Origin of the sequence: Brevibacterium linens ATCC 9172 (assembly GCF_900169165.1) — a bacterium.
GTDB classification, from domain to species: domain Bacteria; phylum Actinomycetota; class Actinomycetes; order Actinomycetales; family Brevibacteriaceae; genus Brevibacterium; species Brevibacterium linens.
This window is the reverse complement of sequence record NZ_FXYY01000034.1, coordinates 15162-28037: the sequence shown is the minus strand read 5'-3', so window position 1 is coordinate 28037 and position 12876 is coordinate 15162. Positions and strand designations below refer to the sequence as shown.

At 65.4% G+C, this 12876-nt stretch carries 13 protein-coding genes and 1 tRNA gene; 6 read left to right on the top strand and 8 right to left on the bottom strand.

Annotation, left to right across the window (positions count from 1 at the left end; genetic code table 11):
• Positions 1 to 171 precede the first annotated feature (171 nt).
• On the top strand, positions 172 to 432 hold the full coding sequence (locus BLIN9172_RS16425; protein ID WP_025778383.1) for a hypothetical protein: 261 nt from the start codon (positions 172 to 174) through the stop codon (positions 430 to 432).
• A 107-nt stretch (positions 433 to 539) separates the two neighbouring features.
• On the opposite strand, the gene BLIN9172_RS16420 is transcribed toward BLIN9172_RS16425, so the two are convergent.
• Both BLIN9172_RS16420 and BLIN9172_RS16415 read right to left on the bottom strand, forming a co-directional pair.
• Complete coding sequence (locus tag BLIN9172_RS16420) at positions 540 to 899, bottom strand: hypothetical protein (protein WP_101556005.1); 360 nt, start codon at positions 897 to 899, stop codon at positions 540 to 542.
• An 80-nt stretch (positions 900 to 979) separates the two neighbouring features.
• Positions 980 to 1894: an aldo/keto reductase gene (locus BLIN9172_RS16415; RefSeq protein ID WP_101556004.1), complete on the bottom strand. Its 915-nt coding sequence runs from the start codon at positions 1892 to 1894 to the stop codon at positions 980 to 982.
• Positions 1895 to 1963: 69 nt separating this feature from the next.
• On the opposite strand from BLIN9172_RS16415, the gene BLIN9172_RS16410 reads away from it, so the two are divergent.
• Entirely contained in the window at positions 1964 to 2800 is an 837-nt protein-coding gene (locus BLIN9172_RS16410) for an undecaprenyl-diphosphate phosphatase (protein ID WP_101556003.1), read from the top strand.
• Between the two features lie 79 nt (positions 2801 to 2879).
• On the opposite strand, the gene BLIN9172_RS16405 is transcribed toward BLIN9172_RS16410, so the two are convergent.
• Entirely contained in the window at positions 2880 to 3593 is a 714-nt protein-coding gene (locus tag BLIN9172_RS16405) for a histidine phosphatase family protein (protein ID WP_025778387.1), read from the bottom strand.
• Between the two features lie 37 nt (positions 3594 to 3630).
• Here BLIN9172_RS16405 and BLIN9172_RS16400 point away from each other — a divergent pair, with 37 nt between their 5' ends.
• Both BLIN9172_RS16400 and BLIN9172_RS16395 read left to right on the top strand, forming a co-directional pair.
• Positions 3631 to 3834, top strand: a complete 204-nt coding sequence (locus BLIN9172_RS16400) for a DUF5703 family protein (RefSeq protein ID WP_025778388.1) — start codon at positions 3631 to 3633, stop codon at positions 3832 to 3834.
• 4 nt (positions 3835 to 3838) lie between these two features.
• Complete coding sequence (locus tag BLIN9172_RS16395; protein WP_101556002.1) at positions 3839 to 4828, top strand: DMT family transporter; 990 nt, start codon at positions 3839 to 3841, stop codon at positions 4826 to 4828.
• Here BLIN9172_RS16395 and BLIN9172_RS16390 read toward each other — a convergent pair.
• The 5 genes from BLIN9172_RS16390 to BLIN9172_RS16370 all read right to left on the bottom strand — a co-directional run bounded on the left by BLIN9172_RS16390 (position 4782) and on the right by BLIN9172_RS16370 (position 10051).
• Positions 4782 to 6089, bottom strand: a complete 1308-nt coding sequence (locus BLIN9172_RS16390) for a M20/M25/M40 family metallo-hydrolase (RefSeq protein WP_101556001.1) — start codon at positions 6087 to 6089, stop codon at positions 4782 to 4784. The genes BLIN9172_RS16395 and BLIN9172_RS16390 overlap by 47 nt on opposite strands.
• Positions 6090 to 6392: 303 nt before the next feature.
• Positions 6393 to 6480: transfer RNA gene (locus BLIN9172_RS16385), tRNA-Leu, on the bottom strand.
• Positions 6481 to 6564: 84 nt separating this feature from the next.
• Positions 6565 to 7416: a MaoC family dehydratase gene (locus tag BLIN9172_RS16380; protein ID WP_101556000.1), complete on the bottom strand. Its 852-nt coding sequence runs from the start codon at positions 7414 to 7416 to the stop codon at positions 6565 to 6567.
• The gene (locus tag BLIN9172_RS16375) at positions 7413 to 8765 is read right to left on the bottom strand and encodes a 3-oxoacyl-ACP reductase (protein ID WP_101555999.1); all 1353 of its coding nucleotides are present in this window, start codon (positions 8763 to 8765) and stop codon (positions 7413 to 7415) included. Before BLIN9172_RS16375 ends, BLIN9172_RS16380 begins: the two co-directional genes overlap by 4 nt.
• On the bottom strand, positions 8762 to 10051 hold the full coding sequence (locus BLIN9172_RS16370; RefSeq protein WP_101555998.1) for an acetyl-CoA C-acetyltransferase: 1290 nt from the start codon (positions 10049 to 10051) through the stop codon (positions 8762 to 8764). Before BLIN9172_RS16370 ends, BLIN9172_RS16375 begins: the two co-directional genes overlap by 4 nt.
• Before the next feature lie 58 nt (positions 10052 to 10109).
• On the opposite strand from BLIN9172_RS16370, the gene BLIN9172_RS16365 reads away from it, so the two are divergent.
• Positions 10110 to 10718 (top strand): TetR/AcrR family transcriptional regulator, encoded by a 609-nt coding sequence (locus tag BLIN9172_RS16365; protein ID WP_101555997.1) that lies wholly within the window; start codon positions 10110 to 10112, stop codon positions 10716 to 10718.
• Entirely contained in the window at positions 10718 to 12757 is a 2040-nt protein-coding gene (locus tag BLIN9172_RS16360) for an acyl-CoA dehydrogenase family protein (protein ID WP_101555996.1), read from the top strand. Before BLIN9172_RS16365 ends, BLIN9172_RS16360 begins: the two co-directional genes overlap by 1 nt.
• Positions 12758 to 12876 lie beyond the last annotated feature (119 nt).

Genomic DNA, 12876 nt, shown 5'->3' with positions numbered 1-12876 from the left:
AGACCTTCGCGAGTGGGTTAAGGCGTGGAACGAGGACCCGCAACCATTCGTGTGGACGAAAACCGCGGAAGAGATACTGGAATCTCTCTCACGACTAATGCAACGAACTACCGGCGCAGGACACTAGTTCAAAGACTTACATGTCGGTCCGGCCTGGGATACATTTGAGTCATGAGCACTGATCCTCGTGAGGCCCTGGACGCATTCCTCGAAGCAGTGAGAGAGCATTACGCTGCATCCGCACACCGCAACGGTGACCAAGACCCCCGAGTCGAAGCCGCTTATATGGCTTTGGCCGATGCCTTCGAAATCTACGAAGACGCGATCTACACCGCGTTCGACGAAGTCACCCCGTTCGAGCTCTTCGATGACGTCGAGGATGCCAAGGACGATGACGAGTTCCTCCTCGACGATGACGACGAGGACGACTGAGCACTTCGTGCGCTGACCACTTCGCGGAGGTTTCCGTAAAGGCGTGGCACGAGTGCGCCTTGTTGCCGTGACGGCACATGCCCCGCCTGCGACACCCGTGAAGCCGATCAGAGCAGCGAGAGCGCATTGTCGAATTGTCCCGTATAGACGTCAATGAGAATCCCGAGCAGGCCGAGGCTTGACGAGATCGCGCCCATCGCCACCGCGGCCGTGGCCATCCTCGAGGCACCTGCAACTTGCAGAGCGCGGCGTCTGCCGATGAGGCCGAGTACGAACGCAAGGCCGCCAATCGCGAATGGCACGACGCTCGTGAGCACGAGACCTGGCAGCCAGTACCGGTCATCAAAGGGAGGTCCGTTCTCCGACGTGGCCGCGAGACCGGACAGTCCGTTGAGAACCTCGAACACGGCCCCTGCGAACCAGGCCACTACTGCCGCAGTTCCGAAAAGCAGCGCGGCGATGTTCAACGGTCGATCATTCGCCCGGGGAGGAGTCACTTCTGTCGTCCGCCTCATCATGCAACCTGTCCCCCACTCTGAAATTCGCTCTAGGCAGACGGGCTCCATGAGATCTGGTCGAGCACCTCGGCGATCTCATCGGCCAGTTCGACCTCGCTGCCGGTGACCTCGGCCAGCTGTGCCGGAGTGCGGGGCGAGACCAGGGTGCTCGCGATTCCGTGCTGGCGATTGAAGGCCAACGCGATGTCGACTGTCGACACGCCCAGCGCGGTCGCGGCGCGACGGACGCCGGCCAGAACACGGTTCGAGCGTTCGTCGAGGTAGGCACCGGCGTATTCGCTCAGCTCCCCCGCCAGGCGCGAATCCTGCGGAGTCGCGTTCCGGTATTTGTCGGTGAGCACTCCGCGGCCCAGTCCCGCTCCGGCGATGACTGAGACTCCCGCATAGTCGGCGGCGGGCATGAGCTCTGCTTCGGCCTCGCGGTTGAGCAGCGAGTATTCGGCGACGGCGCAGGCGATCGGAATCCCGGCTCCGCGCATCTCCGCCAGCTGCCACCCGGTGTGGTGGGACACCCCGACGTAACGGATCTTCCCCAGCGTGAGCAGCGTCTCAACGGCCGAGGCGGTCTCGGCGCGGTCGACTTCGGCATCGAAGACGTCGAGGACGAGCACGTCGAGGTGATCGCGTCCCACCGTGTTCAGGAGCGAGTCGACCTGGCTGAGGATTCTCGAGCGCCCGAGCCCGACCTCGATGTGGTCGGGATCACTCATGGACACGCCCACGCGGGACAGCAGCAGAATCTCTTCGGGAAGTCTCAGCCGCCCGAGCACCTCTGCGGAGGCTGTGGCCGAGCTGGGCAGCTCGATGAGGTTGCCACCTGCGTCGTTGTAGCTATCGACGAGGAGCTGGGCGACTTGGTCATCGACCCGGTGCCCCCACTCGAAGGTCCCGAGACCCACATCGCTGATTTCCAGACCGGTGGTGCCGAGGCGTTGGTGCTTCATGCTTCTTGAGGTTACCTGATGCTGCGACTACCGTGGTTTCGTTCCCACCTCATAATCTCAAGGAGTCGTATGTACGACTGGCTGGTCGCCGCCGTGCTCGGAATCGTTCAGGCACTCACGGAGTTCCTCCCGATCTCGTCGTCGGCGCATGTGCGCATCGTCGGCGAGCTCATGCTCCCGGGGTCCGATCCGGGCGCGTTCTTCACCGCTATCATCCAGATCGGCACCGAGGCGGCCGTCGTCGTCTACTTCTGGCGCGATATCGTCACTATCATCTCGAAATGGTGCAAGGCACTCGTCGGCAAGCATGACCGCAAGGACCCCGAGGTGCGCCTGGGTTGGCTCATCATCGTCGGTTCGATCCCCATCGTCATCATCGGTCTGCTCTTCCAGGACTACATCGAGGGTGCTCTGCGCAGCCTCTGGATCACGGCGACGATGCTCATCGTCTTCGGCCTCATCATCGGCATCGCCGACTGGGCAGGGAAACGCGAACGCACCCTCGAGGATATGAACTGGGGTCAGGGCATCCTGTTCGGCTTGGCCCAGGCGCTCGCTGTCATTCCCGGCGTGTCACGCTCGGGCGGGACGATCATGGCCGGCCGTTTCATGGGCTTCGATCGTCCTTCCGCCGCGCGTTATTCGTTCCTGCTCGCCATTCCCGCCGTCGTCGGCTCGGGCCTCTACGGCGTGGCGCAGACGCTCGGTCGCAGTGAGGCCATGGTGCTCGGCTGGGGACCGACGATACTGGCCACAGTGATTTCGTTCGCTCTCGGCCTCGTCGTCATCCACTGGTTCCTCAAGTATGTGGAGACGAAGTCGTTCGCCATCTTCGTCTGGTACCGCGTGGCTTTGGGCATCGTCCTCTACATCCTGCTCGGCACGGGAGTCCTCGCAGCGGTCTGAGCCCGCGCATTTCATTTCGGGCTGACGGTCCGACACTCCAGCATCATCTGATCCCGGCATTCGCCCACGAGTGCCGGGATCAGCGCATTCCGCCGCCGCCGACGGCGGCCGACTGGGCGAGTCCGGCGGCTGTCACCGACATCGCGGCGAGCACCGGCTTGTCACCGGCGAAGTCGATGACCGTGAACGACCCGGGAGCCACACTCAGCCGTTGGAAATCGTCCAGCGGCATCCCCAGCGCATCGGCGATGATCGCCTTGATGATGTCTCCATGGGAGACGATCATCGCCCACCGAGGCGGCGCCGACTTCCCCGCGTCCGTTCCGGAATCCGCGGCGGATTCGAGTTCCGCATCGGCACGCTCCTCTTCGCGCAGCTGAGCCACGAGGTCACGGACGCGGGCCGTCGCACGCTCGGCCGCCTCGGTGATGGATTCCCCTCCGGGGAACCTGGCCTGCGAGGCCGTCTTCACCACGGTCGCCCACAGGGGCTCCTCCCCCAACTCTGTGAGCGATCGGCCCGTCCACTCGCCGTAGTCGAGTTCGATGACGGCATCGTCGGCATCGATGCGCTCGAACCGGGCTGCCTCCGCCGCGATGGTCGCGGTCTGTTCGCAGCGCTGCAGGGGCGAATGCAGAAGCTGGGCGAAGTGCCGGTGCGGCAGCAGCTCGAGGTTGGCCCGCAGCGCCCGGGTTCCCTCCTCGGTGAGGGACACGCCGGGCGCGCGTCCGGCCAGGATTCCGGAGACGTTGGCGCTGGAGAGGCCGTGCCGCAGCAGAACGATGACGGGCATACCGTCAAGATTAGCCCAGATCGTCTAGGGTGAGGCTATGAAACGTCAGCGTCCACGTATGACCTACGAGTTCCGGAAGGTCTCGTTCTCCAGGGATGTGCCGCGGTCGGTCAGCCTGCAGGAACTCAACGACCAGGCGGAATACGGACAGTGGGAGCTCGCCCGCACCCGCATCTCCGTCGGCGGAGTCCGCACCGTGTGGCTGCGCCGCAAGATCATGCCGCTGGCGGTCAGCAGCTGATCGGTTGAGGTCTCCGTCCCTCGTCCCCGTCCTCACCGCCAGCCTCGTCACGATCGCTGCGGGTGCGGCGATGTCCCTGCAGGGTCGGGCGAACGGGCTGCTCGGTCTGGTGCTCGGCCACGCCGTCTTCGCCGCACTCATCTCGTTCCTCGTCGGACTCCTCTGCGTCGGCATCGCCTTGGCTGTCTCGGCCCGCTCTCGAACCTCCGCCCGCCGCCTCGTCGGACTGCTGCGTGACCGCAGTCTTCCGTGGTGGATGCTCCTCGGGGGCCTGAGCGGCGGACTCGTCGTCATCGCGCAGGCCACGACCATTCCCCTGATGGGAGTGGCGATGTTCACGATGGCCTTCGTCTCCGGTCAGGTCACCGGCGGACTCATCGTCGATTCCACCGAGCTGCCGCCGGGAGGGCGACAGCGCCTGAATGTGCTGCGCATCCTCGGCGTGCTCATCGTGCTCGCGTCCCTGGCCTTCGCCGCCGGCGACCGCCTGCAGTCGGGCATACCGCTGTGGACTCCCCTGCTTCCGTTCGTCTCCGGGGCGCTGACCAGTGTGCAGCAGGCCTTCAACGGCCATATCCGCGCCGCCACCGAATCGGTGGTGGTCGCGACCACGGTGAACTTCACCGTCGGCTTCGCAGCGCTCGTCATCGGCACGGTCGTCCTGCTCATGACCGGCGTTGCCTGGCGCGGATTCCCGACCGCACCGGATCAGTGGTGGATCCTCCTCGGCGGGGCCTTCGGCGTGGTCTTCATCGCTCTGACCACGGTGACCGTGGCCAGGCTGGGCGTGCTGCTGCTCAGCCTGTTCGCGCTCTTCGGCAACCTGGTCGGGGCACTGGCACTCGATGCGCTGCTGCCGATTCCCGGCTCCGAGGTCACACTGATCACGGTGGTCAGCGCCGTCGGAGTGCTCATCGGGATCGTCGTGACGATTCTGCCGGTGCCGGTCAGGCCTTCATCAGGAAATCGCCGAGGACCCGCGTCCCGAACTTGAGCGCCGAGATCGGCACCCTCTCGTCGACGCCGTGGAACATGGCCGGGAAGTCGAGGTCGCCGGTGAGCTGGAGCGGGGCGAAACCGTAGCCGGTGATGCCGAGTTCGGCCATCGACTTGTTGTCCGTGCCACCGGAGAGAGTGTAGGGCAGGACGTTCGCACTCGGATCATCGGCGAGGAGGCTCTTGCGCATCTGCTCAACCAGCGGGGTGTCGAACGGCGATTCGAGGGCCTCGCCCTCATCCTCGGCGGAGATGTCGATGCCCTCTCCCGCGAGTTCCTTGATTGTGAGCATGACGTCCTCGTGCTGGCCCGGCAGAGTGCGGCAGTCGACATAAGCGGTCGCGGTACCGGGAATGACGTTGTGTTTGTAACCGGCGTCGAGGAACGACGGGTTGGAGGTGTTCTGCAGGGTCGGTGCCACGAACTTCTCGACCGAACCGAGTTCGGCGAGCAGCTGCGGGATCGTCTCTGCCGTGAATTCGATTCCCGTGAGCTCGGAGACGCCCTCGAGCAGCTTCCGCGTGGCCAGGGGGATCTCCTGGGGCCACGGGTGGTTGCCGATCCGGGTGATCGCTGCGGCAAGACGCGTGACCGGGTTGTCGTCATTGCGCTGGGATCCGTGTCCGGCTGTGCCGTGGGCGACGAGGTTGAGCCAGGCCAAGCCCTTCTCGGCGGTCTGGATGAGGTAGACGCGCTGCCCACGGACATCCACGGAGTAGCCTCCGACCTCCGAGATCGCCTCGGTGGCTCCGGAGAACAGCTCGGGACGATTGCGCACCATATGGCGGGCGCCGTAATTGCCTCCGGCCTCCTCGTCGGCGAAGAAGGCGATCACGAGGTCCCGACGAGGGGTGAGCCCTTGGGCCAGCATGGCACGGACGGAGGCGACGATCATCGCGTCCATGTCCTTCATGTCCACCGCACCGCGGCCCCACAGAAGCCCGTCCTTGATGACACCTTCGAAGGGGTCGACGCTCCAGTCCTCGGCTGCGGCCGGAACGACGTCCGTGTGACCGTGGACGACGAGTGCCGGAGCATTCGGGTCGGAGCCTTTCACACGGGCGACGAGGTTGGCCCTTCCCGGCGACGATTCGACGATTTCGGACTTCAGGTCCGCCTCGGCGAGCCAGGACGCGATGAGTTCGGCCGCCGGCAGCTCCGGGTTCGCCTTGTTTCCGCCCCAGTTCTGGGTATCGATGCGGATGAGCTGACGGCACAGTTCGGTGACTTCGTCCTCTGCGGCGCTGAAATCAAACACGGGGGCTCCCCTCGATGGTGGTTCGATCACGCGGCGGTGCTGTGATCGGCCTGACAACCACCACCGTATCCCACCGGCGGGCGTTGCTGACCGACCACACGGTGTGCACCAGCGGATCAGCCAGCACACACATTTCGGCCTGCGCCCCGTACCCGCGGGTTCGAAATTCATACGCGGTGATCTCGATCAGGGCGTATGAACTTTCGACCCGTGGAAGCCGGAAGCCCCTGTGCCGCGGACGACTCCGACTCCTGAATGCGAAAACGGCCCCCGGATCGAAATCCGGAGGCCGTCTCCTCGTTGTGCGCGAAGGGGGACTTGAACCCCCACGCCCGATAAGTTGGGCACTAGCACCTCAAGCTAGCGCGTCTACCAATTCCGCCACTCGCGCTGGCAACAGAGATAACTCTACATGCGCGAAACGGTGTCGCAAAATCGAAATCGGCTTTTGTGACGCACTGCACTTATCACGCCATCAGTCGAGGTGTGCCACCTGCGAGAGGACGTGCGGTTTGCCGTTCTTCAGGTCGAAGACGGCCGACTGCGCAGCCTCGTGACGACGCCCTTCGGTCAGCGCATAGCCGACCGTGCCGGGCAGCAGGATCGGCTTCGCGAAGGACACATCCCAGCGGTAGGACTCGAGCCGCGGATCCATCGCCGAGAACGCCCGGGAGGCGCTGTACATCCCATGGGCGATCTGCCGCGGAAATCCGAATCCCTTCGCGGCCAGACCGTTGAGGTGGATCGGGTTGTAGTCACCGGAGACCTTCGCATAGCGCTGACCGATGATCGGATCCAGACGCCACAGGGCACTGGGCTGCGGCGCCGTGAACTCGAGGTGCGGAACCTGTGCCTTCGGCTTGGCTCCGGAGAGCTTGCGCCCCTTGGCCAGATACGTGGACACCTCGTCCATCACGGGACGACCGTCGACCTTCGCCTCGAGCCGAACCTCGATCGTCGTGCCCTTCGTGTGCTCGAAGGGACCGGCCAGCTCGAGGTGGAAATCCACGACCTCGCCGAGGCGGGCCTGCGAATGCATGTCGACGCGGTTGTGGATGTGGACCATCCCCATCATCGGCAGCGGCACTCCGGGGTCGGCCAGCAGCTGCATGCTCAGCGGGAAGCCGAGGATGTGCAGATAGCCGGGGTGGACGATATCGCTCAAGCCGTAACCGACGACATGGGCGAAGCCCGCATAGGCGACCGATTCGAGCGGAATGCTGCGATCGATCGCATGGTCCGGCAGCTCCGGACCGGTGCGCGGTCCCACCGGCAGCGTCTTGAGCAGGGCACGGGCGTAGACGGGAAGCATCGAATCCGCCATCATGCACCCACCATGTTCTGACCGCAGACGCGCAGGGTCTGCCCGTTGATGCCGCGGGCACCGCTGGAGGCGAGGAAGCCGATGGCTTCGGCGACGTCGACCGGCTGACCGCCCTGCTGCAGGCTGGAGAGCCGGCGCGCGACCTGGCGTGTGAGGGTGGGCATCTTCGCGGTCATATCCGTTTCGATGAACCCGGGCGCCACCGCATTGATCGCTCCCCCGCGGGCGCCGAAGTCCTCCGCCGAGGCGGCCGTGAGTCCGATGACTCCGGCCTTCGAAGTCGCGTAGTTCGTCTGGCCGCGGTTGCCCGCGATTCCCGAGGTCGAGGCCAGGGAGACGACCTGGGCGCCGTCGGCGAAGAGTCCCTTCTCCGAGAGGCGCGCATTGATCATCGTCTGCGCGGCGATGTTGACGGCGATGACCGAATCCCATTTGGCCGCGTCCATGTTCGCCAGCATCTTGTCGCGGGTGATGCCGGCGTTGTGGACGAGGATGTCCACGGGTGCCCCGAGCGCCTCGGTGATCTTGTCCGGGGCATCGGCTGCGGTGATGTCGAGCTGCAGCGACTTGCCGCCGATCCGATTCATCACCTGCGCCAGCGCCTGCCCGGCCTGCGGCATGTCCACGCCGATGACGTAGGCGCCGTCGCGGGCGAGGTTCTCGGCGATCGCGGCTCCGATTCCGCGTGCGGCACCGGTGACCACGGCGGTGCGTCCGGCCAGCGGGCCGGCGTCACCGGTGGACATGAATTCGTCTAGGCTCAGCCGCTGCCCGGCATCCGAAGACACCGTGAGGAACTGACCGGAGACATAGGCGGATTTGCCGGAGAGCAGGAACCACAGCGCCGCTGTCACCGAGGGTGCGGTGAGGTCGACGCCGTCGAGGAGGATTCCGTTGGCTGTGGCGCCGGCGCGCATTTCGTGGGCGACCGACCGGGTGAAGCCGGTGATGCCCTGGGCGGTGGCGGCCTGCTCCGGTGTCTGGTTCTGCGCGTCCGGTGCCGTCGAGATGGTGATCACTCGGCCACAGGCGGCCAGTGAACGCAGGGCGGCGCCGATCTCGAGGACGACCGGTGACAGGTCGGCTGGGGACTGCGCGTCGTCGAGGACGGCGATGACGGCCCGCAGCTTCTCCCCGGTCTGGGCGTTGCGGCGGACCTCGAGTCCGTTCTCCAGCAGCTGATCGGCCAGCCCCTGGGCTCCCGCACCGGTGCCGAGGACGAGGACCGGCTTGTTCTCATAGGACGCCGGGGTGGAGCCGAAGCGGTTGAGTTCCACCGGCTGCGGCAGGCCGAGGGTTTTGGCGACCTGCTTCAGCGGTCCGTTGACGAGGGAGAGATAGGTGTCTTTCATGCTGCCTCCACAATCGCAGTGAGTCCCTGTCCGCCTGCGGCGCAGATCGAGACCAGGGAGCGCTTCTTGCCGGTGGTCTTCAGGTGCTTGGCGGTGCTGGCGATGATCCGCCCGCCGGTGGCGGCGAAGGGGTGACCTGCGGCCAGGCTCGAGCCCAGCGGGTTGAGCTTGTCGCGGTCGATGGTGCCCAGTGCCGCATCGAGTCCGGCCTTGTCCTTGCAGAACTCTTCGGATTCCCAGGCGGCCAGGTGCGAGAGCACAGTGGAGGCGAATGCTTCGTGGATCTCGAAGACATCGAAGTCGTCGAAGGTCAGCCCGTTGCGGGCTAGCAGCCGCGGAACTGCGTAGGCGGGGGCCATGAGCAGACCTTCGTCGCCGTCGACGAAATCGACGGCGGCTGCTTCGGCATCGACAAGGCGCGCCAACGGGGTGAATCCGTGTTCGGCGGCCCAGTCCTCACTGCCCAGCAGCACCGAGGAGGCGCCGTCGGTCAGCGGAGTCGAGTTGCCGGCGGTCATGGTCGCCTCGGCGGCGAGCTTCCTGCCGAAGACGGGGTTGAGCTTCGCCAGGGATTCCACGGTCGAGTCGGCACGCATGTTCGTATCGCGGCTGACCCCGAGGTACGGGGTGGTGAGGTCATCGAAGAAACCGGATTCCCATGCCGCGGCGAGGTTTTTGTGGGAGGCCACGGCGAGTTCGTCCTGAGCCTGCCGGCTGATGCCCCAGGCGGCGGTGGTGATCGCCTGGTGCTCGCCCATGCTCAAGCCCGTGCGCGGTTCGCCCGTGCTCGGAGCCTGCGGTGCAAGGTAGGCGGGGCGGATCTGGGAGGCGATCTTCGCCTTCTGCACCATCGTCTTCGCACGGGTGAGCTCGAGGAGGATCTCGCGCATCGAATCGTTGATGACGATCGGAGCGTCGGACGTCGAATCCACGCCCGAGGCGATTCCGGATTCGATCTGCCCGGCGTTGATCTTGTTGTTGAGGCTGACCACGGCTTCGAGGCCGGTGGCGCAGGCCTGACCAAGATCGAAGGCGGGGGTCGTCGGTGCCAGGGCGGAGCCGAGCACGGCTTCCCGGGTGAGGTTGAAGTCCTTCGAATGCTTGAGGACTGCACCTCCGGCGACCTCGCCGATGTTCTCTCCGGCCAGTCCGAAGCGGGCAACGAGCCCGTCGATGGTCGAGGTGAGCATATCGAGGTTCGTGGCCTTCGCGTACTGCTTGTTCGAGCGGGCGAAGGGAATTCGATTGCCGCCGAGGATGACGGCGCGGTTGTTGGGAGCGGACATGTGCACCTCCGAGTGGTTGATTTAGCCGATACCGACAGTACCTGATACTGTCGGTTACATGAAATCGATCACAGACGGTCGCTCGACGAGATGGCAGAAGCATCGCAATGAGCGTCGTCGCGAACTTCTGCGTTCCGTGCGGCTCGTCGTCGAGGAGTACGGCGACGACATGTCGATGGACCAGATCTCGGACGCGACCGGGACGTCGAAGTCGGTGCTCTACCGATACTTCACCGACCGGGCAGGTCTGCAGGCGGCCATGGGCGAATGGGCGATGGGCGTCATCGTCCGGTCTCTCGATGAGGCCGCGGCCGCCTCGGCGAAGGGCGAGGGCTCAGCCGCGGCGCAGGAGTCCCTGGCCGCGATGATCCGCGCATTCGTCACGCTCGCCGCGAATTCTCCGAACGTGTATCGCTTCTGCGACACCGCGGTCAACCGGTTCGCGCCCGAGGAGACCGGCGGTTTCTTCAATTCCGTTGCCGGGCAGCTGGCCGAACGCCTCGGCCTGAGCGGGGAGCAGGCTCGGCTGTGGTCGGCCGGAGCGATCGGTTTCGTGCGCGCCGCCACTGAGACGTGGCTGTCCCGACCGGACCGGCCCGAGGAATTCGCCACCACCATCACCCATTGGCTCTGGGCAACCCTGCCCGAACAACGAGGAGTAGAATAATGAAGCTGTCTCTTGACCCGAAAGCCATCAACGACGTCCTCGACGGACAGTGGGCAGAAGCTCGCCGACTCGGGCGGACCCTGGCCGAAGCGTCGTCGACCCATGACGATCCGGCCGATGATCTCGACACCGCACGGGCGAAGACCCTCGACGGGGTCATGATGATGGCCGAGACCGGACTGCCGATGACAGGGCTGTCACCGGAGATGGGCGGAAAGAACGAACACGCCACGAACGTCGCCGGGTTCGAAGAGACCGTGACCGCAAACCCCAGCCTCCAGATCAAGGCCGGCGTCCAGTTCGGACTCTTCGGCGGCGCGATCCTCCACCTCGGGAATAAGGAGCAGCATCAGAAATGGCTGCTCGACGCTCAGTCCGGCCGGCTGCTGGGTTCGTTCGCGATGACGGAGATCGGGCACGGCTCCGATGTGGCGAACGTGGCGACCACCGCCACCTACGATGAGGCAACCGAAGAGTTCGTCATCGAGACCCCCTTCCGGGCCGCAACGAAGGAGTACATCGGCAACGCCGCCCGCGATGCCAGGGCCGCCGTCGTCTTCGCGCAGCTGATCACCCAGGGTGTCAAGCACGGGGTGCATGCCTTCTTCGTGCCCGTCCGCGACGAGGCCGGTGATCCGATGCCGGGAGTCTCGATCGAAGACGACGGCTACAAGGGCGGGCTCAAGGGAGTCGACAATGGTCGCCTCGCCTTCGACTCCGTGCGGATCCCACGCACCAACCTGCTCAATCGCTATGGAGACGTCACCGCCGACGGCACGTACTCCTCCCCCATCGAATCGCCGGGACGCCGCTTCTTCACGATGCTCGGCACCCTGGTCCAGGGCCGGGTCTCGCTCGACGGCGCCTCCGTGGTCGCATCGAAGATCGCCCTCGACATCGCCGTGCGCTACGGACTCGAGCGCAAGCAGTTCACGGCCGGCGATGACTTCGCTGAGACGACTCTGCTCGACTACGGCCAGCATCAGCGTCGCCTCATGCCGGCCCTCGCCGCCGTCTATGCCTCGGCGTTCGCGCACGAGAAGCTGCTGACCTCCTTCGAAGAGGTCTTCGCCGGAGCCGATGACTCCGACGAGAACCGGGCTCTGCTCGAGACCCGGGCGGCTGCGTTCAAGGCCGACTCGACCTGGATGGCGCTCGACATCATCCAGGAATGCCGTGAGGCCTGCGGCGGTGCCGGATTCATGGCGGAGAACCGCCTCGTGGGGCTGCGCGCCGACCTCGACGTCTACGTCACCTTCGAAGGCGACAATACGGTGCTGCTGCAGCTCGTGGCCAAGCGCCTCCTCGGCGACTATGCCAAGGACTTCGCGAACCTCGACGTCGGCGGAGCCGCCCGCTTCATCGGCACCCAGGCCGCCGAACATACGCTCTACCGCACCGGTCTGGCCAATGCCGGACGGGCGATCTCGGATGCGCTGACCCCGAACCTCGGCGACAAGCGGATCAGGTCGGGACGCCTGCAGCGGACCCTGCTCGAAACGCGTCTGGAGGTCATGGTCGCCGGAGTCGCTCAGGCGCTGCGGCCTGCGACGAAGATGCCGGCCGCGCAGGCGGCCGATCTGTTCAACGTCCACCAGCATGAGCTCATCGAGATGGCACGCGCCTATGTCGAGCTCGAGAAGTGGAAGGCACTCGACGAGAAGATGAAGGAGCAGACCGACGCCGATCAGGCCAAGGCCTTCCGTCGTCTGCGTGACACCTACGGTCTCGGACTGATCGAGAAGCATATGGCCTGGCACCTCATGTACGGTCGCCTGCCGATGTCGCGTGCACGCCAGATCAACGAGACGCTGAACCGTCTGTGCCAGAAGCTCGCGGCCAACGCCCTCGACCTCGTCTCGGCATTCGGCTACTCGGATGTCCACCGTCGGGCCACCATCGCCTCCGGTGTCGAAGCCGAGCGTCAGGCCGAGGCCGCCGACTACTACCGCCGGGCGCGAGCTCGCCAGGACTTCCCAATCGACGAGAAGCAGCTGCGCAAGGCCGCGAAGAAGAAAGCGAAGGCCGCCGCACGGTGACCGCAGGCCCGTGATCCGGGCCCACCAGAAGACCCCCGCAGCGAACGGTCTGCGGGGGTCTTCTGGTGCTTGGGGAGAACGGTGTCTGCGGCCGCCGGTGGACCTGTCAGACGCCTGTG